General features: G+C 72.3%; 19 protein-coding genes. 5 read left to right on the top strand and 14 right to left on the bottom strand.

Going from position 1 to position 24,547, the window contains the following annotated elements; genetic code table 11:
* Positions 1-271 precede the first annotated feature (271 nt).
* Together ACGFYY_RS03505 and pulA are read left to right on the top strand one after the other, a co-directional pair.
* On the top strand, positions 272-1,999 hold the full coding sequence (locus ACGFYY_RS03505; RefSeq protein WP_393706801.1) for a carbohydrate-binding module family 20 domain-containing protein: 1,728 nt from the start codon (positions 272-274) through the stop codon (positions 1,997-1,999).
* Positions 2,000-2,093: 94 nt separating this feature from the next.
* A complete protein-coding gene (pulA, locus tag ACGFYY_RS03500) occupies positions 2,094-7,454 on the top strand; it encodes a pullulanase-type alpha-1,6-glucosidase (protein ID WP_393706800.1) in 5,361 nt (1,786 codons plus the stop codon).
* On the opposite strand, the gene ACGFYY_RS03495 is transcribed toward pulA, so the two are convergent.
* From ACGFYY_RS03495 to ACGFYY_RS03460, 8 genes are all read right to left on the bottom strand, one after another.
* The gene (locus ACGFYY_RS03495) at positions 7,441-7,977 is read right to left on the bottom strand and encodes a GNAT family N-acetyltransferase (protein ID WP_365265670.1); all 537 of its coding nucleotides are present in this window, start codon (positions 7,975-7,977) and stop codon (positions 7,441-7,443) included. The two genes, pulA and ACGFYY_RS03495, sit on opposite strands and share 14 nt — an antisense overlap.
* Before the next feature lie 43 nt (positions 7,978-8,020).
* Positions 8,021-8,737, bottom strand: a complete 717-nt coding sequence (locus tag ACGFYY_RS03490; protein WP_365265668.1) for a TetR/AcrR family transcriptional regulator — start codon at positions 8,735-8,737, stop codon at positions 8,021-8,023.
* Positions 8,738-8,760: 23 nt separating this feature from the next.
* Positions 8,761-9,807 carry a PDR/VanB family oxidoreductase gene (locus tag ACGFYY_RS03485; RefSeq protein ID WP_393706797.1) on the bottom strand — a complete coding sequence of 349 codons (1,047 nt, stop codon included), beginning with the start codon at positions 9,805-9,807 and terminating at the stop codon, positions 8,761-8,763.
* Positions 9,804-10,700: a metal-dependent hydrolase gene (locus tag ACGFYY_RS03480; protein ID WP_365265664.1), complete on the bottom strand. Its 897-nt coding sequence runs from the start codon at positions 10,698-10,700 to the stop codon at positions 9,804-9,806. Before ACGFYY_RS03480 ends, ACGFYY_RS03485 begins: the two co-directional genes overlap by 4 nt.
* Positions 10,701-10,816: 116 nt before the next feature.
* Positions 10,817-12,289 carry a hypothetical protein gene (locus ACGFYY_RS03475; RefSeq protein ID WP_393706796.1) on the bottom strand — a complete coding sequence of 491 codons (1,473 nt, stop codon included), beginning with the start codon at positions 12,287-12,289 and terminating at the stop codon, positions 10,817-10,819.
* A 163-nt stretch (positions 12,290-12,452) separates the two neighbouring features.
* Positions 12,453-14,363, bottom strand: a complete 1,911-nt coding sequence (locus ACGFYY_RS03470; protein ID WP_393706795.1) for a hypothetical protein — start codon at positions 14,361-14,363, stop codon at positions 12,453-12,455.
* Positions 14,364-14,481: 118 nt separating this feature from the next.
* Positions 14,482-15,273 carry a tyrosine-protein phosphatase gene (locus ACGFYY_RS03465; protein ID WP_393706794.1) on the bottom strand — a complete coding sequence of 264 codons (792 nt, stop codon included), beginning with the start codon at positions 15,271-15,273 and terminating at the stop codon, positions 14,482-14,484.
* 25 nt (positions 15,274-15,298) lie between these two features.
* Complete coding sequence (locus ACGFYY_RS03460) at positions 15,299-15,886, bottom strand: rhomboid-like protein (protein ID WP_365265656.1); 588 nt, start codon at positions 15,884-15,886, stop codon at positions 15,299-15,301.
* A gap of 84 nt (positions 15,887-15,970) precedes the next feature.
* Between ACGFYY_RS03460 and ACGFYY_RS03455 the strand changes: the two genes are divergently transcribed.
* A complete protein-coding gene (locus ACGFYY_RS03455; protein ID WP_393706792.1) occupies positions 15,971-16,669 on the top strand; it encodes a hypothetical protein in 699 nt (232 codons plus the stop codon).
* Between the two features lie 62 nt (positions 16,670-16,731).
* The gene (locus ACGFYY_RS03450; protein ID WP_393706791.1) at positions 16,732-18,174 is read left to right on the top strand and encodes a PepSY-associated TM helix domain-containing protein; all 1,443 of its coding nucleotides are present in this window, start codon (positions 16,732-16,734) and stop codon (positions 18,172-18,174) included.
* A gap of 109 nt (positions 18,175-18,283) precedes the next feature.
* Here the strand turns inward: ACGFYY_RS03450 and ACGFYY_RS03445 are convergent, their stop codons facing one another.
* Complete coding sequence (locus ACGFYY_RS03445; RefSeq protein WP_393706789.1) at positions 18,284-18,880, bottom strand: winged helix-turn-helix domain-containing protein; 597 nt, start codon at positions 18,878-18,880, stop codon at positions 18,284-18,286.
* A gap of 517 nt (positions 18,881-19,397) precedes the next feature.
* Positions 19,398-20,417: a glutamine synthetase gene (gene glnII / locus ACGFYY_RS03440; protein WP_393706787.1), complete on the bottom strand. Its 1,020-nt coding sequence runs from the start codon at positions 20,415-20,417 to the stop codon at positions 19,398-19,400.
* 309 nt (positions 20,418-20,726) lie between these two features.
* Here glnII and ACGFYY_RS03435 point away from each other — a divergent pair, with 309 nt between their 5' ends.
* On the top strand, positions 20,727-21,596 hold the full coding sequence (locus ACGFYY_RS03435; protein ID WP_365265757.1) for a Gfo/Idh/MocA family oxidoreductase: 870 nt from the start codon (positions 20,727-20,729) through the stop codon (positions 21,594-21,596).
* Here ACGFYY_RS03435 and ACGFYY_RS03430 read toward each other — a convergent pair.
* The 4 genes from ACGFYY_RS03430 to ACGFYY_RS03415 form a co-directional block, all read right to left on the bottom strand.
* The gene (locus ACGFYY_RS03430) at positions 21,589-22,140 is read right to left on the bottom strand and encodes a hypothetical protein (protein ID WP_393706785.1); all 552 of its coding nucleotides are present in this window, start codon (positions 22,138-22,140) and stop codon (positions 21,589-21,591) included. The two genes, ACGFYY_RS03435 and ACGFYY_RS03430, sit on opposite strands and share 8 nt — an antisense overlap.
* A gap of 142 nt (positions 22,141-22,282) precedes the next feature.
* A complete protein-coding gene (locus ACGFYY_RS03425; RefSeq protein ID WP_393706784.1) occupies positions 22,283-22,732 on the bottom strand; it encodes a hypothetical protein in 450 nt (149 codons plus the stop codon).
* A 403-nt stretch (positions 22,733-23,135) separates the two neighbouring features.
* On the bottom strand, positions 23,136-24,059 hold the full coding sequence (locus ACGFYY_RS03420; protein ID WP_393706782.1) for a hypothetical protein: 924 nt from the start codon (positions 24,057-24,059) through the stop codon (positions 23,136-23,138).
* On the bottom strand, positions 24,040-24,357 hold the full coding sequence (locus ACGFYY_RS03415; RefSeq protein WP_393706781.1) for a hypothetical protein: 318 nt from the start codon (positions 24,355-24,357) through the stop codon (positions 24,040-24,042). The genes ACGFYY_RS03420 and ACGFYY_RS03415 overlap by 20 nt, the downstream gene beginning before the upstream one ends.
* Positions 24,358-24,547: the final 190 nt, after the last annotated feature.

Below are 24,547 nucleotides of genomic sequence, written 5' to 3'. Positions count from 1 at the left end.
GGGACCGGCCCGACCCGGAGGGACGATGGGACTGACGGGAAACCCCCATACCCCTCCCTGATGCCGCCCGGCCGGCTCCCGCCCCCGAAGCCCCCGCCCAGCCCCGCCCCGCCCCCGCCTCGCCCCCCGCCCCCCGCCCCCGCCTCCCCTCAAGTCCCGGTAGGACACACGCGAGAAACAATTCTGCAATTTCTTGCGCAAGGTATTGCAGGGCTGTTGGTGGGCCCATACGGTCGCCTGCAATCCCCACCTCTCCGCCAGGAGGCCCCACATGCCCAGCACCGCAAGGAACGGCAGAACCCTGCAGAGCGCACGCGCCGTCGTCGCGGGTGCGCTCGCCGCCGCCACCCTCACGGCCGTCGGGCCGCCGGCCGCCGCCGTGCCGCCCGGCGAGAAGGACGTCACCGCCGTCCTCTTCGAGTGGCGCTTCGACTCCGTCGCCAAGGCTTGCACCGATGCGCTGGGACCCGCCGGATACGGGTACGTGCAGGTGTCGCCGCCGCAGGAACATGTGCAGGGCGGGCAGTGGTGGACCTCGTACCAGCCCGTGAGCTACAAGATCGCCGGACGGCTCGGCGACCGGGCCGCCTTCAAAGCCATGGTCGACACCTGTCACGCCGCCGGGGTGAAGGTCGTCGTCGACTCCGTCATCAACCACATGGCCGGTCCGGCGGACGCGGGCGCCACCTTCACCGGGACCGGGGGAACTTCGTACACGAAGTACAACTATCCGGGGCTCTACTCGGGCGCCGACATGGACGACTGCCGGGCCTCGATCTCGAACTACCAGGACCGGGGCAATGTCCAGAACTGCGAGCTCGTGCAGCTCGCCGACCTGGACACCGGCGAGGAGTACGTACGCGGGCGCATCGCCGGGTACCTGAACGACCTGCTCTCGCTCGGCGTGGACGGCCTGCGGATCGACGCCGCCAAGCACATGCCCGCCGCCGACCTCGCCGCCATCAAGTCCCGGCTCACCAAACCCGGTGTGTACTGGAAGCAGGAGGCGATATACGGGGCCGGGGAGGCCGTCTCGCCGAGCGAGTACCTGGGGAACGGCGACGTGCAGGAGTTCCGGTACGCCCGGGACCTCAAGCGGGTCTTCCAGAGCGAGAACCTGGCCTACCTGAAGAACTTCGGCGAGGCCTGGGGGTACATGCCCAGCGGGCAGGCCGGGGTCTTCGTCGACAATCACGACACCGAGCGCGGCGGCGACACCCTCACCTACAAGGACGGGTCCGCCTACACGCTGGCCAGTGTGTTCGCACTGGCCTGGCCCTACGGGGCCCCGGACGTGCACTCCGGCTACGAGTGGAGCGACAAGGACGCCGGTCCGCCCAACCGGGGCACGGTGAACGCCTGTTACTCCGACGGCTGGAAGTGCCAGCACGCCTGGCGGGAGATCTCCTCCATGGTCGGCTTCCGCAACGCGGCCCGCGGTCAGGGCGTCACGAACTGGTGGGACAACGGCGGCGACCAGATCGCCTTCGGGCGCGGCACCAAGGCGTACGTGGCGATCAACCACGAGGGTTCCGCCCTGACCCGGACCTTCCAGACCTCGCTGCCGAGCGGCGACTACTGCGACGTGCAGAGCGGGCGGACCGTCACCGTCGGCTCGGGCGGGCAGTTCACCGCCACGGTCGCCGCCGGGACGGCGGTGGCCCTGCACGCCGGGGCCCGTACCTGCTCCGGCACCCCGGCAGGCTCCGCGGGAGCCTCCTTCGGGGTGACCGCCACCACCGTGCCCGGACAGAACATCTACGTCACCGGTGACCGTGCCGAACTCGGCGGCTGGAACACCGGCGCCGCCCTGAAGCTCGACCCGGCCGCGTACCCCGTCTGGAAGCTCGACGTGACGCTCCCGGCCGGGACCGCGTTCTCGTACAAGTACCTCCGCAAGGACGCCACCGGGAACGTCACCTGGGAGAGCGGAGCCAACCGCACCGCCACCGTCCCCGCGAGCGGCAAGGTCACGCTGACCGACACCTGGCGCAGCTGAGCCACCGCTCCACCGACCAGGGCCGTCCGGCACCATCCTCCCTGCCACGCCGGGCGGCCCTCATCCATGCGACACGTACACAAGGAGACCTGCCTTGATACGCCCTGCCGCAGGAGTGCTCGCCGCCGCCCTGGCCGTGACCTTCCTGCCCGCCCTCCCCGCCGCGGCCGCACCGGCCGGGCCACCCGCCCCACCCTCGGACGCGAAACTGGCCGCCGAACCGGCCCGCCACGACCTGACCCGGGAGCAGTTCTACTTCGTGCTCCCGGACCGGTTCGCGAACGGCGACCCGCGCAACGACCGGGGCGGACTGACCGGCTCGCGCCTGGAGACCGGCCTCGACCCCACGGACAAGGGCTTCTACCAGGGTGGTGACCTCAAGGGACTCACCGACCGGCTCGACTACATCAAGGGGCTCGGCACCACGGCCATCTGGCTGGCGCCGATCTTCAAGAACCAGCCGGTGCAGGGCAAGGGAGCCGATGCCTCCGCCGGCTACCACGGCTACTGGATCACCGACTTCACCCAGGTCGACCCGCACTTCGGGACGAACGCCGACCTGGAACGGCTGATCGACAAGGCGCACGGGAAGGGGATGAAGGTCTTCTTCGACGTCATCACCAACCACACCGCCGATGTCGTGGACTACCGGGAGGCGTCGTACTCGTACCTGTCGAAGGGGGCGTTCCCCTACCTCACCAAGGACGGCGTGCCGTTCGACGACAAGGACTATGCCGACGGGAAGGCGAAGTTCCCGAAGGTCGACGGGGAGTCCTTCCCGCGGACCCCGTTCGTGCCCGACGCGAAGAAGAACCTCAAGGTGCCGGGCTGGCTCAACGACCCGACGATGTACCACAACCGGGGTGACTCCACCTTCGCCGGCGAGTCCTCCGAGCAGGGCGACTTCGTCGGTCTCGACGACCTGTGGACCGAGCGGCCCGAGGTCGTCGACGGGATGGAGAAGATCTACGAGAAGTGGGTGCGGGACTTCCGGATCGACGGCTTCCGGATCGACACGGTCAAGCACGTCAACACCGAGTTCTGGACGCAGTGGGCGACCGCCCTCGACACCTACGCCGCGAAGCGCGGCCGCGACGACTTCTTCATGTTCGGCGAGGTCTACTCCGCCGACACCGCCGTCACCTCCCCGTACGTGACGCGCGGGAAGCTCGACGCCACGCTCGACTTCCCGCTCCAGGACGCGATCCGCGCCTACGCCTCCCAGGGCGCGCCCGCCGGCCGGCTGGCCTCCGTCCTCGGTGACGACTACCGGTACACCTCCGGCAAGGCCAACGCCTACGAGCAGGTGACCTTCCTCGGCAACCACGACATGGGCCGCTTCGCCACCTTCCTGAAGCAGGACCGGCCGGGAGCCGGGGAGCAGGAACTGCTGGAGCGTTACCGGCTGGCCAACGAGCTGATGTTCCTCTCCCGGGGCAATCCGGTGATCTACTCCGGCGACGAGCAGGGCTTCACCGGCGCCGGTGGCGACAAGGACGCCCGACAGCCGCTGTTCGCCACCCGGATCGCCGACTACCTGGACGACGACCAGCTCGGAACGGCGCGTACCCACGCGAGCGACGCCTACGATCCGGGACACCCGCTCTACCGGCAGATCAGTGCTCTCTCGAAGCTGACGAAGGCGCATCCGGCCCTCCGGGACGGCGTCCAGAGCGAACGTTTCTCCGACGGCTCCGTCTACGCCTTCGCCCGCACCGACACCAAGACCCGCACTGAGTACCTGGTCGCCGCCAACAACGCCGCCGACTCCCGCACCGTCGACATCGACGCCCCGGCCGGCGCCCAGTACCGCACCCTGTACGGCGGCACCGCGCTGATCCGCGCCTCGGCGGCCGGCAAGCTCACCGTCCCGGTCCCGGCCCTCGGCTCCGTCGTCCTCCAGGCCGTGACCCCCGCCGCCAAGCCGGCCGTCGAGCCCACCCTGACCCTCAAGGCCCCGGCCCCCGGCGCCTCCGGCACCGTCGAGCTCTCCGCCGACGTCAGCGGCGGCGGCCTGAACCGCGTCGTCTTCGCCGCCCAGACCGGCAACGCCACGTGGCAGGTGCTCGGCTCCGCCGACCACGCCCCCTACAAGGTCACCCAGCACCTCGACGCCACGACCCCGGCCGGCACCGCCCTGCGCTACAAGGCCGTCGTCGTCGACTCCGCCGGCCGCACCACGAGCGCCCTCGCCACCTCCACCACCGGCCAGGCCCCGCCCACCGAGATCCCCACCGCCACCCAGCGCGACCACGCCGTCGTCCACTACAACCGGCCCGACGGCGACTACACGAACTGGCGGCTCTACGCCTGGGGCGACCTCGCCGAGGGCGAGGCCGCTCCGTCGAAGGCACAGCCCGCCGGCCACGACTTCACCGGCCGCGACGCCTACGGCGCCTTCGCGTACGTCAAGCTCAAGCCCGGCGCCTCCTCCGTCGGCTACCTCGTCATCGACAAGGACGGCAACAAGGACGTCGCCGCCGACCGCACCATCGACGTGACGAAGACCGGCGAGATCTGGCTGGAGCAGGGCAAGGAGCCCGCCCGCACCGACCGCCCCGCCTACCCGCCGCAGGACCGGACCAAGGCCGTACTGCACTACCAGCGCCCCGACGGCGCCTACGACGGCTGGGGCCTGCACGTCTGGACCGGAGCCGCGAACCCCACCGACTGGTCCAAGCCGATCCTCCCCACCCGCACCGACTCCTACGGCGCGGTCTACGAGGTCCCCCTCGCGGCCGGCGCCACCAGCCTCAGCTACATCCTCCACAAGGGCGACGAGAAGGACCTCCCCACCGACCAGTCCCTGGACCTGAAGGCCACCGGCCACGAGGTGTGGATGCTGGGCGGCCAGGAGAAGTACCTCCTTCCGCAGCCCGCCGGATCCGCCGCCGCCCTGGACCTCACCAAGTCCCAGGCCGTGTGGATCGACCGGGACACCCTCGCCTGGAACGCCCCCACCGCCGCCGCCTCCGTACAGCTCCTCGCCTCCCGCGAAGGCGCCGTCAAGGCCGAGAACGGCACCCTGACCGGCCACGCCTCATGGCTGCGACTGGGAGCCAGGGCCGAACTGACCGCCGCCCAGAAGCAGAAGTTCCCGCACCTCGCCTCGTACGGCGCCTACCCCGTCGACCCGCGCGACCGCGACCGGGTCCGCGAGGCCCTGCGCGGCCAGCTCGTCGCGAGCGCCCGCGCCGCGAACGGCGCCGTCCTCGCCGCCACGGGCGTCCAGCTCGCCGGCGTCCTCGACGACCTCTACGCGACCACCGCTTCCCTCGGCCCCGTCTTCAAGGACGGCCGCCCCACGCTCTCCGTCTGGGCCCCCACCGCCCAGCAGGTCTCCCTCGAACTGGGCGGCCGCACCGTGGCCATGCGCCGCGACGACGCCACCGGCGTCTGGTCGGTGCGCGGCGAACGCTCCTGGACCGGAAAGCCCTACCGCTTCGACGTCACCGTCTGGGCCCCGAGCACCCGCCAGGTCGTCCGCAACCTCGTCACCGACCCCTACTCCACCGCCCTCACCGCGGATTCCGTCCACAGCCTCGTCGTCGACCTGGCCGACCCCAAGCTCGCCCCGCCCGGTTGGAAGACCCTGCGCAAGCCCGCGCCCGTCCCCTTCACCTCCGCGCAGATCCAGGAGCTGCACGTCCGTGACTTCTCCGTCGCGGACCGCACCACCAGCCACCCCGGCCAGTACCTGGCCTTCACCGACACCGCCTCGGCGGGCATGCGGCACCTGCGCGACCTGGCCGCCGCCGGCACCTCCTACGTCCACCTGCTGCCGGCCTTCGACATCGGCACCATCCCGGAGAAGGCGGCCGACCGCACCGAGCCCGCCTGCGACCTCACGGTGTACGCGCCGGACTCGCAGGAACAGCAGGCCTGCGTGGCCGCCGCGGCCGCCAAGGACGCGTACAACTGGGGCTACGACCCGCTGCACTACACCGTCCCCGAGGGCAGCTACGCCAGCGACCCGAACGGCACGGCCCGCACAGTCGAGTTCCGCAGGATGGTCCAGTCCCTCAACGGGTCCGGGCTGCGGACCGTGATGGACGTGGTCTACAACCACACCGTCGCCGCCGGCCAGGCCGACAAGTCGGTCCTCGACCGCATCGTCCCCGGCTACTACCAGCGCCTGCTGGCCGACGGCAGCGTCGCCACCTCCACCTGCTGCGCCAACACCGCCCCCGAGAACGCCATGATGGGACGCCTGGTCGTCGACTCGATCGTCACCTGGGCGAAGGAGTACAAGGTCGACGGCTTCCGCTTCGACCTGATGGGCCACCACCCGAAGGCCAATATCCTGGCCGTCCGCGCCGCCCTCGACGGACTCACCCTCGCCAAGGACGGGGTCGACGGCAAGAAGATCGTGCTCTACGGGGAGGGCTGGAACTTCGGCGAGATCGCCGACGACGCCCGCTTCGTCCAGGCCACGCAGAAGAACATGGCCGGCACCGGCATCGCCACCTTCTCCGACCGGGCCCGTGACGCCGTCCGCGGCGGCGGCCCCTTCGACGAGGACCCGCGCGTCCAGGGCTTCGCGTCCGGCCTGTTCACCGCCCCGAACGCGTCACCCGCGAACGGCACCGCCGAACAGCAGAAGGCCCGCCTCCTGCACGCCCAGGACCTGATCAAGGTCGGACTCTCCGGCAACCTCGCCTCGTACGCCTTCACCGACACCACCGGCCGCCGCGTCAAGGGCGCCGAACTGGACTACAACGGCGCCCCGGCCGGCTACGCGGCCGCCCCCGGCGACGCCCTCGCCTACGCCGACGCCCACGACAACGAATCCCTCGCCGACGCCCTGACCTACAAGCTCGCGCCCGGCACCAGCCCCCACGACCAGGCCCGCATGCAGGTCCTGGCCATGGCGACGGCCACCCTCTCGCAGGGCCCGGCCCTCTCCCAGGCGGGCACCGACCTGCTGCGCTCCAAGTCCCTGGACCGCAACTCCTACGACAGCGGCGACTGGTTCAACGCCATCCACTGGGACTGCCGGGACGGCAACGGCTTCGGCCGCGGCCTGCCCCCGGCCGCCGACAACGCCTCGAAGTGGCTCTACGCGAAGCCGCTGCTCACGGGACCGGCGCCCAACTGCACGGACATCGGCGCCACCTCGGCCGCCTACCGCGACCTGCTGAGGATCCGCACCACCGAACCGGACTTCGCCCTCACCACCACCGAGGCGGTCCAGTCCCGGCTGTCCTTCCCCCTCTCGGGCAAGGACGAGACCCCGGGCGTCATCACCATGACCCTGGGCGACCTGGTCGTCGTCTTCAACGCGGCCCCCACCGGCCAGGCGCAGCGCGTCCCCGCCCTTTCCGGCACCGCCTACCGCCTGCACCCGATCCAGGCCGCGGGCTCCGACGCCACCGTCAAGCGGTCCACGTACGACGCGAAGACAGGAGAGTTCACCGTCCCCGCCCGCACCGTCTCGGTCTTCACACGCCGGTGAGTCGGTCCAACCGCTTCTCCAGCAGGATCACCCCGTAGGTCCTGCCGTCCTTCCCCTCCTTGTTGGGGAGCTCCCCGACCACCCGGTAGCCCGCACCCCGGTAGTACGCGAGCAGCCGGGGGTTGGTGGAGACGCAGTCCAGCCGAGCCCGTTCCCGACCGGTCCGGGCGGTCCGGCGCTCGGCGTGTTCGAGCAGCCGCCGCCCGGCCCCCGCGGGGGCCACCTCGCGCGCCACCATCAGCCGGTGCACGTAGCCCGCGACGGGCGGCTGGACTCCCCAGGCCTCCTCGTCGGACCACCACAACTCGTAGGCCCCGCACACGCGCCCGTCGGCGTCGCCGGCGAGCCACACCTCACCCTCGCGCATCTTCGATCGGAAGTGCGCGGCGTCCTTCTCGCCGGGCTTCCACTGATCGATCCCGTGCTTGCGCATCCACCGGGCCGCCTGGTCGTACAGCTGCACCAGCGTCCCGGCGTCCTTCTCCTGGGCCGGCCGGAACAGGATCTCGTCGTCAATGATCACGCGGGCATTATCGATGATCATGGGTGGCCGCCACACCCCGTATTCACCGCGGATCCGGTACCTCGGCCGGCACCAGGGCGGCGAGCCGCCCGACCAGCTCCCCGAAGGGCCCGTCGGCGGGTTCGTCGGCCAGGATCCGTACGAGGATCCCCGCCATCTCCGCGTCGTACGCGGCGCTCACGGCGGCCAGCGCCGCGAAGTCGTGCACCAGCTGCAACTCCAGCTCGCTCCGCGGGATCCGGCGCCCGTCCAGCCAGATCAGCGCGGTGGACTCGGCCAGCGACACCCAGGACCGCACCACGAGCTCCATGCGCGCGGGCGTACGGTTCAGCCCGATCCCCAGGTGCGTGAGGATCTGCTCGTACGCCGCCTGCCGGACCTCGTCGATCATCGCGTTCGTGCGGCTGCTGCCGACCGCCGGACCGCCGCGCATCAGCGCCGAGAAGCCCGGCCCGTGGTCGTCGACGAAATCGAAGAAACGCCCCATCACCCGCAGCAGGCGCCCGCCGAGCGGACCCTCCCGGGGCTCCACGAACCGCAGCGCCAGCTCGTCGGCCGCCCGCCGCAGCGCGGCCTCGTACAGACTCAGCTTGCCCGGAAAGTAGTGGTAGACGAGCGGCCGGGATATCCCCGCGGCCGCCGCGATCTCGTCGATCGACACATCGTCGGGCGAGCGGTTGCTGAACAGCTCCAGGGCAACCCCGATCAGCTGCTGCCGCCGCTCCTCGACACCCATCCTGCGTCGCACCCCGGTTGTCATGCGGACACCCTACTGGGGAGCGTTCACAGGTCCAGGACCAGTCGGTCCCCCTTCGCGCGGGACACGCACAGCAGCATCGAGTCCTCGCGCTCCTGGTCCGTGAGCAGCTCGTCGCGGTGGTCCACGCCACCCTCCAGCACCCGGTGTTGGCAGGTCCCGCAGAAACCCTGCTCGCAGGAGTACGGGGTGTCCGGCAGGTCCCGGCGCACCGCGGTCAGCGCGCTCTCGTCCGCCGCCACCTCGACGATCCGGGCCGAGCGGCGCAGTTCGACCGTGAAGGCCCGCGCCGGACCGGGCGCGGCCGACGGCGCGAAGCGCTCCAGGTGCACGGCCGCCGGGTCCTGGGCGGCCTCGATGACGGCCGCCATCAGTGGTTCCGGCCCGCAGCAGTAGACCAGGGTGCCGGGCGCCGAGGCGGCGAGCGGGGTCAGGTCCGGCAGACCCACCTCGTCCTCGGGAAGGACCGTGACCCGGTCGCCGTAGGCCGCGAGGTCGTCCAGGAAGGGCATCGAGTCGAGGGAGCGGCCTCCGTAGAGGAGGGTCCAGTCGGCGCCCGCGGCCGTGGCGGCCCGCAGCATCGGGAGGATCGGCGTGATGCCGATGCCGCCCGCGACGAAGACGTACGAGGCCGCCGGGACCAGCTCGAAGCGGTTGCGCGGCGGGCGCAGCTCCAGCTCGGCGCCCTCGACCAGTTGCGCGTGCGCCTCGCGGGAGCCGCCCCGGCCGTCCTCGATCAGCCGGATCGCGATCGTGTACCGGCCGGCGTCGGCCGGGTCCCCGCACAGCGAGTACTGGCGGACCAGGCCGGAGGGCAGGGTGACGTCCACGTGCGCGCCCGGGGTCCACGTCGGGAGGTCCGGTGACTCCAGGGTCAGCCGCAGCACGCCGTGCGCGGGCTCCGTACGGGAGACGATCAGCGCACGCAGCGCCCGACGTGGGGAGTGGCCCGAGACCGGAGTCTCCAGGGCCGGCAGCGGCCAGAGCGGGGACCTGTCGATGCGGCGCCGCAGGGCGCGCCGGGTCACCCAGGCCGCGCCGGCGACGGCGGTGACGGCGAGGGCGCGCCTCATGCCCGCACCCCGCCGTTCGCGCCGGGGGAGGCGGCCAGATAGGCCACCGCCTGGGCCGTCGAGCCCTCCTGCGAGGGGTGATAGGTGCGGGAGAGGTACTTCGGGATGGACTTCAGCATCGCGCCCGTCGAGGGGAGCACCCCCTGCTGACCGGCCACGAAGAACTTCCCGAAGGAGGCCTTGCCCTCCACCAGATGCGGGTCGTTCTCCATGAAGAAGCGCACGCCGCGCTGCCACAGGAACACCAGCGCCGAGAAGGCGGTCGCCCAGGTGCGGGCCCGGCGACGGTAGTTGCCGTCGACGTGCATGAAGAGGTCGAAGGCCACCGAGCGGTGCTCGACCTCCTCCGCCCCGTGCCAGCGCAGCAGGTCCAGCATGGTGGGGTCGGCACCCCGCCGGTCCAGCGCGTCGGCGTTCAGCACCCAGTCGCCCAGGAACGCCGTGTAGTGCTCGATCGCCGCGATCATCGCGACCCGTTCCATCAGCCACCAGTGGCGGGCCCGGCCCGGCGGCAGGGTCCGGTCGCCGAGGAGCTTCTCGAACAGCCAGTCCACCTGCGCGGTGTAGGGGGTCGGGTCCAGCCCCAGCCGCTTCAGGTGGGGGAGCACGTCGTCGTGCGCGGTGGCGTGCATGGCCTCTTGGCCGATGAAGCCGACGACGTCCGCCCGCAGTCGCTCGTCCTCGATGTACGGGAGCACCTGCTTGTAGACGTGCACGAACCAGCGCTCTCCCGCGGGGAGCAGGAGGTGCAGCACATTGATCATGTGTCCGGCGAAGGGATCGCCGGGCAGCCAGTGGAGTGGGGTGTCCTCCCAGCCGAAGGACACGTTCCGGGGCCTCAGGTCCACGTGTTCCGACGCCACGGGGGCGGGCGCGAGCGGCGTATTAGACATGGCGTCAATGTACTGATGGGTAGATGGCAGGAGAAGCCCCCTGCGCGGACTTCTCCGACATGCCACTGCCCGGGCGCTCGCGCACCCGGGCAGTGTTCGTACCGCTGTCCCGCCGACTACCGCTTGATATGGCCGGTCGAGAGCGCCCACTCACGGTTGAGGGTGCCCAGCGGGATCTTGCGCTCGAAGAGGGGCGTGCCGAACAGTGACAGCTGGAGCTGGAGGTTCCCGCTCAGGTCGAAGCCGCCGTACAGCGCCCACGCGCCGTCCAGGGAGGTCTTGCCGTCGCTGGACGCGGCCGCCTTGATGTCTCCCTCGCCCCGCACGTACGGGGCGAAGTCCGCGGTGACGCCGACGGCCCCGTAGAGACCGACGGAGGCCTCGGCGCCGATCGCGCCCTTGACCTTGCCGGCGGCGGTGACGCTCGCCCGGACCGGCGTGCTCCGCACGTTCGAGGCGCTGACCGGGGTCCAGCCCTTGCCCGTGGCGTAGCTGCCGCCGACCTTGAAGTCGCCCTTGACGTCCTGCTGGACGTCGAGGGTCACGCGACCGTCGGCCTCCACCTGGATGTAGCAGGTCAGGTCGAGGTTGACGACGACCGGCACCGGGCCGACCTGGATGACGGGCGAGCTGTGCAGCTTGGCGAACGGGATCCGCTTGGGCGCCCCGGTGCTCGCGGCGGCGCGGCCCTGGAGCTTCCACTGCGAGGACCAGTCGCCGCTCATGCCGAGGAAGGCGCCACGCGGACCGGGGACGCCGCCGGCGCCGCCGTCGTACGCGAACTCGACCTGCGGGGCGAGCTGGACGAACCCGGACACCGAGGCGCCGGCCGAGGCGGGGGCGTCCGGGGCGGTGTCGACGGAGGCGTTGACGTCGAGCCGCAGGTTGCCGAGCGGCAGCTTCGCGCCCTCGGGGCCGAAGGTCAGGCCCGGACCCTTGGCCCAGGAGAAGGTGACGCCCTTCGTGAGGGGCTCGACGGTGACCGCCGCCGGGTCCACGGGGACCTTGCCGTCGGCCTTGTCGTCGCCGAGTACGGCGGCCAGCGTGGTGGCGGCGGTCTTGACCTCGGTGCCCTTGTCGGTCTTGCCGACGACCTCGGTGACCTTGGCGAGCAGACCCGAGGGGGCGCCGGGGGCCGGTGCGCTGGCGATGACGTCGCCGACGGCGACGGGCTTGTCGGCCTCGGGCGACTTCCCGGCGTCGGGGGACTTCCCGGCCTCCGGGGACTTGCCGGTCTCGGGGGACTTCCCGGTCTCGGACGACTTGCCGGGTGCGGGCGAACGGCCGGGCGTCTGCGCGCCCTTGGCGATGACGGCCCGGCCGGTGGCCTGGTCGTAGGAGGCGACCTTGAGCGCGGTCTTCTCGGTCCTGCCCTTCCCGTCGGCCCGGGCCACGGCCGCGGGCGTGGACGTCCCCTGCGGGGCCGCGGCCACGTCGAGCTGCTGCGAGGTGCCGTCGGACGAGGGGGTGACGGCGGCCGGGGCGGCCGGTTCGGAGGCGCCGGTGTGAGAGGTCGAGCCGCAGCCGGTGGCGGTGAGGGCCAGGGCGGTCAAGCCGGGTATGAGGAGGCGTCGGGCGAGCGTGCGCACGTGGGGTGAACCTTCGGGTGGGGGAGGGGTGTTGGGGGTTACCGCGTGGTAACCGGAATCAGATCATGCCATGTGTCGACTGCGACCGTCATGTCCGGATCCCGCCAACTACCCGACCGTTGCTGACTGTTGAAGCTTCACCCACCCGTGAGGTCCCGAACGACTACCGCAGCACGCCCGCCTTCGTCCCGTCCGTCAACTTGCCCGAAAGGTCCACCTGCGCACCCGCCGGCGCCTTCACCGCCAGCCGGTTGCCGTTCGCCGACCCGCTCACCCCGCCGCCCGACACCGACAGCGAGGCGAACTGCGCGCTGCCCGCCGCCAGGACGTACCACTGGCCGGCCCGGGACTTCCACAGCACGCCCGCCAGCACCCGCGGCTCCCGCGGCCCGCAGGCCGCCGAACCCTCCGACCTCGCCGCCTGCGCCGCCGTCGGGGCACCCGGGGCGAGGAACTGGGCCTGCACCCGGTCCGCCGACCCCTGCCAGGTCTCGGCCCGCGTGCAGAGCCAGGCCGCCGTCCCGTCGCCCTCCGGCAGCGGCTGCTTCGCGTACGTCCACGCGTTGACCGTGCGCACCCCGTGCGAGCGGACCGCCGGCAGCAGGCAGGCGATCCTCGACCAGTCGCCGAGCTCCGCGGCCTCCGTCACATCGCGCTCGGCACCCGGCGCGCCCGACGTCAGCCGGGCGGGGGTCAGTTCACCGAGGTCGGTGATCAGCCGGGTGGCGCCGTCGCCCGTCAGGGCCAGCGCGTTCCAACTCGTACAGTTGCCCGCCGGGGCCGGGCCCGCCACCGGCGGCGTCACCCCGTCCGGGGTCGGCTTCAGCGCCACCACGGGGGCGGTGGGCTTGAGCAGGTCCCGCAGAGCCGTGCCGGTGACCCAGGGCGCGGTGAGGTAGCGGACGTTGCCGTCGACCCGGCTGAGCACCAGCGCGGTGGCGGTGTCCGCCGAGGCGCCGTCGGTCCGGGCGAAGTCGAGCGCGGCGCCCGCGGTCCCGGTCCGCGGTTCGGCGTAGCGCACCACGCGCAGCCCGTCGTACATCAGGACCACGACGGCCTGGTCCACGGCACCCGCGAACAGCAGTTGCGCGGGTCCCATCGGCGGCCCGGCGGGCGTGCCCGGCGTGGCCGAGGTGACCACCGTCGGACCGGGCCGGGCCCACACGGCCAGCGCCCGGCGCAGCAGCTCCGTGTCGCCGGCCCGGTCGCCGCGGGCGGGCCAGGTGGAGTAGTCCGTACGGGAGGACGTGCGCCAGAGGGTGGGCGCGGCCCGGACCAGCTTCCCGGGATCCAGCGCCTGCTCGGCCGCGGCGTTGCGCGAGTACAGCGGGGCGGCGGCCCCGTCCGAGCCCCAGCCCCCACCCGGCAGCGCGAGCAGCGCCCCGCACACGGCGAGGGCGGCCCCGGCGGCCAGCGCGGCCCGCCCCAGCCGACGCCGCCGCAGCAGATCGGTGGGCCGGGCCTGGAGCACGCACGGGTCGAACTCGGGGGAGGAGAACAGGGCGTCGTTCGCCGGATCCCCGGACTCCCGGGCGGCGGCGGCCGGATCCGGGACCCCGGCCTGGTCGAGCACCCGGAGCACCTCCGGCTCGGCCAGCTTCTCCAGGGCCCGCAGGACGCAGGCGGCCCGGCCCGGCCCGTCGAGGGTGGCCAGCCACTGGTCGAGGGCCAGCTCCTCGGCCCCGCCCGAGCGGGGGAACAGCCGCAGCCCCCACACCTGGGGGAGCAGCGGCGGGAGCTGCGCCCGCCTCGGCAGCGCCCGGAAGGTCAGCGGAATCCCCGCCTCCAGCGCGGCGCGCAGCACCCGCAACCGGACGTACGCGTACCCGGAGTCGTCCGCCCCGCCCCGCTGCCCGGGAACCCCGCCCTGGACGGCGGCCGCGGCCGCCGCCGCGTCCCGCCGCCCGCGCGGCAGCGCCCGCTGGACCAGCGAGTGGGCGGTGAGCACCCGCCGGTTGCGGCCGAGGGCGGGCGGCAGCACCAGATAGGCGAGCCGCACCAGCCGGGGGTAGTGCTCGACGATGGCGGCCTCGGCCTGCTCGACGTCCGGCGGCACGGGAGACACGGGAGGCATGGGGCGGGTGGCGGTATCCGGCGCAGTCACGTTCAGCAGAACGAGCGAATCGTCGGATGGTCACCGGTTCGGGCCCCGGCCCCCGTGCCGGGGCGCGGTCGCCGCGCCGGGGTGCGGGTCAGGCCGCCAGACGGGCGCGCAGCGCCTCGACCGTCTCGTCGGCGACGCCGAGTCCCTCACGCACGTACTTCTCCATCGACCCGTACCGCGTCTCGACCTCGTCCAGTGCCGCCCGCAGGTAGGAGGGGAAGACGCCGATCAGCGCGAGCGCGATGTCCGGGTCGCCGCCCGCCGCCGTGAAGCCCTCGATCAGCGGGGCGAAAGCCTGCTTGACCGCGGGATTGACGGACAGATATTCGGCCATCAGCGTCTCGTCGTCCGCGCCCAGCAGCGCCAGGATGATCGTCGCGCCCCAGCCGGTCCGGTCCTTGCCGGCCGTGCAGTGGAACAGCAGCGGGCCCGCGTCGGCGTCGGCGGCCTCGGTGAGCAGCATCCGGTACGCGGCCTGCGCGGAGCCGGAGTGCACGAAGGACCGGTAGGTGTCGGCGAACAGGGCCTGCGCCCGCCCGCCGCCCAGGTGCTTCTCGGCCACGGCCGGGTCCGACAGCAGGTCCTTCAGCTGCGCGGCGGGCACCTTGGCGGAGTTCAGCTTGTCGGCGAGGACGTCGCCGATCAGGACCCGCGCCCCGGCGGGTATCCGATCGGGATGGTCGGCGCGCTCGGCGTCGGTGCGGAAGTCGATGACGGTACGCAGGCCCAGCGCGGCCACCACCGGGTCGGCGTCGAGGTCGAGCCGGTCGAGCTGGCCGGAGCGCAGGACCAGGCCCGGCCGGACGGTGCGGCCGCCGGAGAGCGGGGTGCCGCCGAGGTCGCGGAGGTTGGCGACGGTGGTGGACGGGGTGGCGGTCATCGTGGCAGCTCCTGCTGGGTGTGGTTCATGCAATTTTCTGATGGTTCGCCCCGGAAAGGCAATCGAAGGCGAGCGAGACCCCGATGCCCAGCCCGAGCGCGGCCAGATGCCCGGCGTCCGTGAAGGTCCGCCCGCGCCGCACCAGCGGCGCCGCCGCGAGCGCCAGCAGCCCCACCCGTGCGGCGGTACGGATCGCCCCGCGCGGCAGGGCCGAGGTCAGCGAGCCGAGCACGGCGTTGAACCCGTAGCTCGTCCCCACGTCCACCGCGCGCCGCGTGTGCGGATCGGCGGTCCCGCGCAGGGCGCCGTACACGAGGAGGGTCGCCGCGGCGTGCCCGAACAGGAACACCGCGGCCGCCCACCAGGCCCCGTACGCGTACTCGGCGTACCCGAGGACCGCGACCAGCAGCAGCGCGTACGGCAGCGGCATGGGCTCCTCGACGACGAGGGCGCTGCTCAGCAGCGTCTCCCAGCGTCCGGCGGCGAGATTGTCGACGTTCGTCGAGCAGTCCCGGAGCAGGCGCTCCCGCTCGGCCGCCCCGGTGCGCTCCAGCGCGTAGGCCCCGAACTGCACCCCGCCCGCGTACACCGCTCCCCACGGAATTGGATTCATCTGCTCATGATCGGACAAGCCCCTGGCGGGGACCGAGGCGCCCCGTGCGAACATGTCCCGGCCATGTTCGAATCATTCGCGCCGATGCGCGCCACCCGAGCCGCGATATTCGCGGCGATGTGTGTCGCCCTGGGCGCGATCGGACACTCGGCCATGTCCGGAGCGGACATCCCCCTCTTCGGCCTTCTGGGTGCTTTCGGAGTGACCTGCGGATTCGCCTGGCTCGCCGCCGGGCGGCGGCGGGGCCCCGTCGGCATCACCACCGCGGTGCTCTCCGTACAAGGTGTGCTGCACCTGGTCTTCTCACGGAGCGCGGCCGCCGAGCCCTTCGCCGCTCACGCCCCGATGCACGGCCACCAGCACGTGCCGGGCGCCGAAACCGTCGGCACGGCCGACATCGCCGACATGGCCGGCACCGCGGGGATGGCGGGCATGAGCGGCATGAGCGGCATGGCCGGTCACGGCGCCGGGATGATCGCCGCCCACGTGCTCGCCGGTCTGCTGTGCGCCGCCTGGCTCGCGCGCGGCGAGGCCGCCGTCTTCCGGCTGGCCCGGGTCCTGGCCACCGCCGCGCTCCACGCGGCCCGGCCGCTCGCCCGCGCGCTCGCCCTGGTCCGGGTACGGGTGGCCGCCCTACCGGCCCCGCCCGTCTTCCTCGCCCCGTACGAACGGCCGCGCCGCCTGCGCGGAGCCGTACACGCCCACGCCGTGGTGCGCCGCGGGCCGCCCGGACGCGCTCCGCTCCCGCGTTCCACGGCCCCCGGCCGGCCCGCCCGCGCCTGACCCGGCGAGGCGGCGAGACCTGGGGTCCGCTCCCCATGTCTCCGCCAACCCTGAGGATCCCCATGTCTCTTGACGAGGCTCAAGACGTCCGCACCCCGGACGCCGCACCGGCCGAGCCGGCCAAGAACCGCGGCGGCTGGGCCGCCGTACGCCCGCTGCTCCTGCGCATGCACTTCTACGCGGGCCTGCTCGTCGCCCCGCTGATCTTCCTCGCCGCCGCCACCGGACTGCTCTACGCCGCCTCCTGGCAGGCCGAGAGCATCATCTACTCCGACGAACTGACGGTCGCCCGCGTCGGCGACAGCGCCCTGCCGCTCAGCGCCCAGGTCGACGCGGCGATGGACGCCGCCCCCGAGGGCGATGTCGTGTCCGTGTGGCCCGCCCCCGACACCGAGGCCACCACCCGGGTGATCATGGAGAGCCCGGGCCTCCCCGAGGGGGAGACCCTCACGGTCTTCGTCGACCCGTATACGGCCGAGGTGCGTGGGCAGCTCGCCACCGTCGGCGACGCGCTGCCCCTGCGGGCCTGGCTCAGCGAGTTCCACTCCAGCCTCCAGCTCGGCGAGTTCGGCCGGAACTACAGCGAGCTCGCCGCGAGCTGGATGTGGGTGGTCGCCCTCGGCGGACTCGCCCTGTGGCTGGGTCGCCGCCGTAAGCGCAGGTCGCAGCTGGTCCTCCCGGACCGCAAGGCCACCGGCCGGCGCCGCACCCTCTCCTGGCACGGGGCCGTCGGCCTGTGGGCCGTCGCCGGCCTCGTCGTCCTCTCCGCCACCGGCCTGACCTGGTCGAAGTACGCCGGCGAGAACATCGGGGAGCTCCAGGACAGCCTCGGTGGGGCCACCCCCTCGGTCTCCGCGCAGCTCGGCTCCGGGGCGGACGCCGGCTCCGACGAGCACGCCGGGCACACCATGCCCGACGGCACGCAGATGGCCCCGCCGCCCGCGCCCACCACCGATGTCGGCATCGACAAGGCCGTGGACGCGGCCCGGGCCGCCGGCGTCACCGAGGCGCTCCGCGTGACCCTGCCCGCCGATGGCAAGGGGTACGTCGTCAAGGAGCAGGACAAGCTGGTGCCGGTGCACCTGGACTCGGTCGCCGTCGATCCCGCGGACGCCCGCGTGATGGACGAACTGCGCTTCGCCGACTACCCGGTCCTCGCCCAGATGACCCGCTTCGGCATCGACCTGCACATGGGCACGACCTTCGGGCTCGTCAACCAGATCGCGCTCGCGGCGCTCGCCGTCGCCGTGATGTTCCTCGTCTTCTGGGGCTACCGCATGTGGTGGCTGCGCCGGCCGACGAAGGACCGCACGTTGTCCGTCGGCCGTGCGCAGCCGCGCGGTGCCTGGCGCAAGCTCCCGATCACGGTGCTGCTGCCGGTGGCCGCGGTGACCGCCCTGATCGGCTGGTTCGTCCCGCTGCTCGGGATCAGCCTGGTCGCCTTCCTCGCGGTCGACGTCCTGCTGGGCTTCGTCGCGCGCCGCCGGGCCGAGGCCGTCGCGTAGGACCACGTAGGAGGTGCGTGGCGGGCCCGGTCGGGCGCCGTCACCGACGAGGTGGGCCCGTACTCCCCAGGGGAGTACGGGCCCACCGTCGTCGAGCCGAACCGGCCGCTCAGGGTGCGTACTTGTAGCCGACCCGGCGCACCGTCTGGATCGCGGCGCGGTGGGAGGCACCCAACTTGCGGCGCAGCCGGGCGATGTGGACGTCCACGGTCCGGCCGTCGCCGACGTGCCCGTAGCCCCAGACGGTGGTGACCAACTGGTCCCGGCTGTGCACCCGGTGCGGGTGCTGCACCAGGTGGGCCAGCAGTTCGAACTCCAGGTACGTCAGGTCGAGCACGCGGCCGTCGACCTCGGCGGTGCGCTGCGCCGAGTCGATCCGGACCAGGCCGTCACCCTGCCCGGCCGGGGCGTGGGCGGTGGGGGTCGACGGGACGGCGGCGGCCACCGCCTGCGGGGCGAAGGCGATCGGGGGCTGCTGGTCGGCCGGCACGAGCACCAGGTAGCCGACCATCGGCGGCTGTCCCGGCAGCGTCGGCAGGGTGTGCTGGGGCGCGGGCAGCCAGGTGGCCCCCGGCGGCAAGAGGTCCACGACTCGAGCCACTTCGTCTCGGTCGACGGACCGGAGCCGGTGGCGCGGACTGGGCGGATAGGTCAGGGAAGAGGTCGCAGCGGTGGCGGCGGTGGTGAGGGAGCGGGTGTTCGCCATGAGTGGTCAGCTCTTTCACGCGGAGTGGTCGGCAGGAGACGTGCGTACGTCGTCGATGTCGATACCGCGCAGACCGAAGGCCTCGGGGGAGGTCGGACGGTGGTCCCGGAGGCTTTAGAGGGCCGGCGCGTTCTTCGCGCGGCGACACTCCCGGTCGTAATCGTGATCCTGACGGGACGGCCAGAAAGGCTCGAGGTCGCTGCGACCTGACGAGGTGTGCGAATGGCTGGCCATGGCCCCATTCAAGCAGATGCCATGTCTCCGGGGCAGGCCCCGTCTCACGCTCTGGATCGAAATCTCACATCCCGAACTCGCACCCCTGCCAATCCCGGACAAAGTCGACCCGTGAGCGAGGGGTGGCGGGTCCCCCGCACCACTGACAGCGCCCGCCGGCCCCATGGGGGCGCGGCGGGCGCTGTCAGTGGTCATCGGCCGGACGTGGTCCGGGTGGTGCTGTCCTCGGCTGTGCTGTTCGCGGCTGTGCTTTCCTCGGCTGTGCCGGTTCCGGGACCGGTCCTCAGACCAGGCCGTCCTTCTCCAGGCCCGTGCAGCAGGTGTCCGTGATGAGGCGGGTCACCACGTACGGGTCCACGTTCGCGTTCGGGCGGCGGTCCTCGATGTAGCCCTTGCCGTCCTTCTCCACCTGCCACGGGATGCGGACCGAGGCGCCACGGTCCGAGACGCCGTAGCTGAACTCGTTCCAGGGGGCGGTCTCGTGCAGACCCGTCAGACGCTCGTCGATGCCGGCGCCGTAGTTCTTCACGTGGTCGAGCGGCTTGCTGCCCTCACCCAGCGCCTCGCACGCGGAGATGATCGCGCGGTAGTCCTCGCGCATCGCCTTCGTGGAGAAGTTGGTGTGCGCGCCGGCGCCGTTCCAGTCGCCCTTGACCGGCTTCGGATTCAGCGTCGCCGAGACGTTGAAGTCCTCTGCGGTGCGGTAGAGCAGCCAGCGCGCGATCCACAGCTGGTCCGAGACCTCCAGCGGACCGACGGGACCGACCTGGAACTCCCACTGGCCGGGCATGACCTCGGCGTTGATGCCGGAGATGCTCAGGCCCGCAGCGAGGCAGTGGTCCAGGTGCTTCTCGACGATGTCGCGACCGAAGATCTCGTCCGAGCCGACACCGCAGTAGTAGCCGCCCTGCGCGGCCGGGAAGCCGCCCACGGGGAAGCCGAGCGGACGGATGCCGTCGAAGAAGGTGTACTCCTGCTCGATACCGAAGATCGGCTCCTGGCCGGCGAACTTCTCGGCGATCGGACGCAGCAGCGCGCGGGTGTTCGACTCGTGCGGGGTCATGTCGATGTTCAGGACCTCGCACAGGACGAGGACGTTGTCGCCGCCGCGGATCGGGTCCGGGCAGGAGAAGACCGGGTTGAGCACGCGGTCGGACGCGTGGCCCTCGGCCTGGTTCGTGCTCGATCCGTCGAAGCCCCAGATCGGCAGCGCGTCGCCGTCCCCGATGATCTTCGTCTTGGAGCGAAGCTTCGCCGTCGGCTCGGTGCCGTCGATCCAGATGTACTCAGCCTTGTAGCTCACGGGCCCCATCCTCAGACTCTGCGGGTGCTGCTGGTCGCTGCTTCATCGCTGCGGTGATGACCGCAGCGTGCCCGCCCGCGATTTCTCTTCCGTTGCCCGTGTGTGAACCCCGTGTTACCGAGGTTTGCACCGCAGGTCGGGCGGGTTGTGCGGGTTGGTGACGGCACGCCCGTCCGGGTGGGGCAGACTGACCACGTGAGCATTTCGTCTGATTTGAACTCCGCCGAGGGTCCCGCCGAGAACGCCGCCGCGCGCGTCGCCGACGGTGCCACCGATCAGGCCCCGGCAGGCCGCCGCCCCAGGGTCGGGCTGCTGGGCACCGGCCCCTGGGCGCACCGCACCCATGCCCCCGCCCTCGCCGCGCATGCCGGCTCCGACTTCGTCGGAGTGTGGGGCCGCCGGCCCGAAGCCGCGGCCGAGCTGGCGCACGAGTACGGGGTGAAGGTGTACGAAGACCCCGACGAACTGTTCGCCGAGTGTGATGCCGTGGCCTTCGCCCTGCCGCCCGACGTACAGGCCGCCATGGCCGTCCGCGCCGCCGCCGCGGGATGCCACCTGCTCCTCGACAAGCCCGTCGCCACCACCGTGGAGGACGCCCGGGCCGTCGCCGAAGCGGCCGCGCGCCACCAGGTCGCCTCCGTCGTCTTCCTCACCCTGCGCTTCGCCGAGCCCACCGCGAGCTGGGTCGAGGAACAGGCCGCGCGCTCCGGCTGGTTCACGGCCGCGGCCCACTGGCTCGGCGCCGTCTTCCCGCCCGACGGAACCCCCAGCGCCTACGCCGACTCGCCCTGGCGCAAGGCCAAGGGAGGGCTGTGGGACGTCGGCCCGCACGCCCTCTCCGTCCTGATCCCGGTCCTCGGCGACGTCACCGCGATCAGTGCCACCCGAGGCCCCTCCGACGTGGTCCAACTGGCACTGCGCCACAGCTCCGGCGCGGCCAGCACCGCCGTGCTCAGCCTGGGTGCGCCGCACGCCGCCGCCGGGGTGGGGCTCGAACTGCGCGGCACCGAAGGAGTGCATGAGCTGCCCGGGTGGAGCGACGTGCCGGGCGCCTACGGGCGCGCCCTGGACGCGTTGCTCACCGCGGCCCTGACGGGTGTGCCGGACCCGCGCGGGGCGGAGTTCGGAGCCCGGCTGACGGAGATCCTGGCCGAGGCGGAGGCGCAGCTCCCTACTTGATCACCGCGTTCGCCACGATGATGGCCAGGCCGATCATGGCGTCCGCCATACCGATCGCCAGGGCGGAGCCGAACCGGTGGCCCACGCGGAGCGCGACGAGCGCGCCCCAGGCGAACAGCAAAGCCGTGTTCAGCCCCAGCCCGACGGCGGTCACCGCGTAGGGGTCCCAGCCGAACAGCCCGGCGGCGACCAGCAGCAGGACGGTGGGCAGGGCGGCCACGACCAGCGGCCACTCGTTCCACAGCCCCAGGCCCAGCATCCGCCACCGGTGCCCGGCGGAGTCCCGCAGGTGGGAGGCCATGTGGTGCGAGTAGCCGTGCGCGAGCCCGGCGGTCGCGGCCGTCACGAGCACCCAGCTGGCGTCGTAGTACGGGGTGAACTCCTCGCCCTTCTGGTGCAGCGCGGCCAACAGCGCACTGGCCAGGACGGTCCCGTACACCCCGCCGAACATCCAGTCGGCCCCCCGCCGCCCGGGTCGAGAGCCCGTCTCGGTGGGGAAGCCCGGCTGGGCGGCCTGTACGTGCGGCTGCTGCTCCTCGTTCACCACGGGTCCTTAGGTATGGGTCTTTTGGTCCGATACATCCTCTTTCCTGCTCTGGTCACCCTAGGGGGTGGGAGGTGGGGGTGAGATGAAGAAGGTCGGCGGGCGCGGACCGGCTGGGCCAGGGCCCGCCGACCGTGGGGCTTCAGTGGCTCGACGGGGACCTGCGGTCCAGGCGGGCCGAATGCGCGGTGGTGCCCCGCAGGCCGATGAGGAACGCGGCGACGGGGTCCGCCGCGGCCGGGGCTTCGGCGCGCACGATCCGGTAGCCGTCGACTTCGACGCCGTGGACGGCACGCTGCTGCCACCCCCCTCCCGGGGGCTGTTCCATCCTGTCGGCCTTCCTCTGGTACCGCAGGGAGTCGGCACCGGCGGCGATGACTTCGGCGAGCCGGTTGGCGAAGGTCGCGTTGCACCCGCCGAGACGGACGAAGCCGTGGCCGGCCACCGGCCCGTCGTTGCTCAGGGAGGGCAGCGTCAGGTCCGCCAGCGCGAGCGCCGCCCGAAGGTTGGTGACGGCGTCCACGCCTGCCTGGTAGGCGCTGTCCTGGCGCTGCTTGTACTGGACTCGCTCCGCGTAGGTCAATTCGTACATGCTGCCGACCTTTCGTGATGGGGGTGTGGGGGTGAAGCGCCGGAGCGCGTCGTGCACGCGGTCCGGTGGGGTGTGGCCCTCGCCCGACGCCGCGGGCCTCGTCTTCGGACATGACCGTTCGCCACGGCAGGCGCTCGGCCGCGCCGCGGTGACCGGCCCGCGCGGGGGCGCGGGTGGGTAGACCGTCGGACTGAGTCTGTGTACGGCCCGTGACCATCGGTTTCGATCTTCGTTTCAAGGGTGCAGGCGAGCACCCCTCCGACGTATGGGAAGGACCGGGTTGACCAGGGAGTTGGCGGCTACTACCGCGTTCGCTCTTCGCGGTCGACGCCCGGGGGACGCTCGCCCCTGCTGCGCCGTCGTTCCGACGCCCGGGTGGGACACCGCCACGTGCGTACGAGCGTCATGCGCCGTACCCGAATCCGCGCGTACGGGACGGAGGGCGGACCGTCCTGCCGTCCGCCGCGGGGTAGCCGGGAGGGACGCCGCCCGAGCCACGTCCGGCCGCGGCCGTCTGTCCGAGCGGAACGGACACGGAGGTCGACGGGTTGCGGTGCCGCGGGACGGCCTGGCGAGGCGGTCGCGTGAGGGTGATCTGGCGGACCAGCTGTTGGAAGCAGGCCAGCGCCGCGACCGCGGGCAGGGCGGACGCCGCCCCGGCGGTGATGGTCCTCGGTGCCTCGGCCACGCACAGGAGCGTGGCCAGGGTGGAGAACAGCAGGACGATGGACCAGGAGTGGAGTGCGCGCCGCTGGTGCAGGGCCGATCTGAGGATGGACAGGGAGGCGACCATCCAGGGGCCGTAGATCAGCAGGGGCCACCAGCCGACCACTTCGCGTGCCGTATGGGGCCCGGCGCTGTGGCGCAGGGTGTCGCAGATGGCCAGCCCACTGAGGATGCTCACGAGGGCGGCGATGGCCCCGACCAGCGTGGCGGTGAACAGGCTGCCCGTCTGCAGCAGGGTCAACACGGGCGTCTTCGGGGGGTGTCGGCGGTGTCCTCCAGAGGCGTGCGCGGGCGGCCGCCCGGTGCGGGTGTGCTTCAGTCCTGCGACGAGGCCCAGGGTGGTCGCCGTGTCACCGGTCGTTCCGTAGCCGCCTCGGGTGAGCGGATCCCCCCGCCCGGGTGCGGCGTTCTCCTGGAGAAGGTCGGCGAGTTCCTCCACCGGATCCCGCGGTCGGGGCACCTCGCCGTGCCCGCCGAACGGTTGCCCGGTGGAGGGGGGCTGCGCGTGCTCCGCCGGAACCCAGAACGCGGAGGTATCCGGCCGGGGGTGGGCGACGTCGATGTCCGGGTACCCGTACGGCTCATACACGGGAACTGCCATCCGAACACTCGCCGGCAGCAGCCGTAGCGGCCGCGGCCGTGTGTTCCAACCGCCTGCCGAAGTCGAACTGGATCGTGCTCATCGTCCGGAGGAAGTCCTCGAAGATCGAGGACGAGTAGCTCAGATCGATCTCCAGGCTGTCGTGCTCCAGCGTCGCGTTCTGGGTCACCTCACGGTCGCCTGAGCCCGGGATGAAAGTCCACTTCCCGATCCGGATCGCCCCGGAGTGAATACCGGCTCCCAGTTCGTCTTCCTCCGCAGTCCTGCGGAGGAAGGTGGGGAGCTTTGCTGTTGTCATATTCCATAAACGCTGTCGATGTTGGTCAGGGTATGCGCCATCCGAGTGATGGTCGCCGCTGGGTAAATGTTCGGCCTGCTTAATCGGTTCGGCGAACAGGCCGACCGCACGGTAGGCATGCCCTTTTCGCCTCCCGGACCCGGCGTGATGGATCTGTCTCTGTGACGCGCGGTTCGCCCGGCCGCCCGGC

This window comes from Streptomyces sp. NPDC048331, assembly GCF_043201215.1.
Taxonomy (GTDB): domain Bacteria; phylum Actinomycetota; class Actinomycetes; order Streptomycetales; family Streptomycetaceae; genus Streptomyces.
Note: the sequence above shows the minus strand (reverse complement) of the source record. Positions and strands in the feature narration are given on the sequence as shown.

Coding starts and splice junctions, on each gene's coding strand:
- ACGFYY_RS03505 (WP_393706801.1), top strand. CDS start 272: ATGCCCAGCACCGCAAGGAACGGCAGAACCCTGCAGAGCGCACGCGCC.
- ACGFYY_RS03490 (WP_365265668.1), bottom strand. CDS start 8,737: ATGACAACCGGGGTGCGACGCAGGATGGGTGTCGAGGAGCGGCGGCAG.
- ACGFYY_RS03485 (WP_393706797.1), bottom strand. CDS start 9,807: ATGAGGCGCGCCCTCGCCGTCACCGCCGTCGCCGGCGCGGCCTGGGTG.
- ACGFYY_RS03480 (WP_365265664.1), bottom strand. CDS start 10,700: ATGTCTAATACGCCGCTCGCGCCCGCCCCCGTGGCGTCGGAACACGTG.
- ACGFYY_RS03470 (WP_393706795.1), bottom strand. CDS start 14,363: ATGCCTCCCGTGTCTCCCGTGCCGCCGGACGTCGAGCAGGCCGAGGCC.
- ACGFYY_RS03465 (WP_393706794.1), bottom strand. CDS start 15,273: ATGACCGCCACCCCGTCCACCACCGTCGCCAACCTCCGCGACCTCGGC.
- ACGFYY_RS03460 (WP_365265656.1), bottom strand. CDS start 15,886: ATGAATCCAATTCCGTGGGGAGCGGTGTACGCGGGCGGGGTGCAGTTC.
- ACGFYY_RS03455 (WP_393706792.1), top strand. CDS start 15,971: ATGCGCGCCACCCGAGCCGCGATATTCGCGGCGATGTGTGTCGCCCTG.
- ACGFYY_RS03450 (WP_393706791.1), top strand. CDS start 16,732: ATGTCTCTTGACGAGGCTCAAGACGTCCGCACCCCGGACGCCGCACCG.
- ACGFYY_RS03445 (WP_393706789.1), bottom strand. CDS start 18,880: ATGGCGAACACCCGCTCCCTCACCACCGCCGCCACCGCTGCGACCTCT.
- ACGFYY_RS03425 (WP_393706784.1), bottom strand. CDS start 22,732: ATGTACGAATTGACCTACGCGGAGCGAGTCCAGTACAAGCAGCGCCAG.
- ACGFYY_RS03420 (WP_393706782.1), bottom strand. CDS start 24,059: ATGGCAGTTCCCGTGTATGAGCCGTACGGGTACCCGGACATCGACGTC.
- ACGFYY_RS03415 (WP_393706781.1), bottom strand. CDS start 24,357: ATGACAACAGCAAAGCTCCCCACCTTCCTCCGCAGGACTGCGGAGGAA.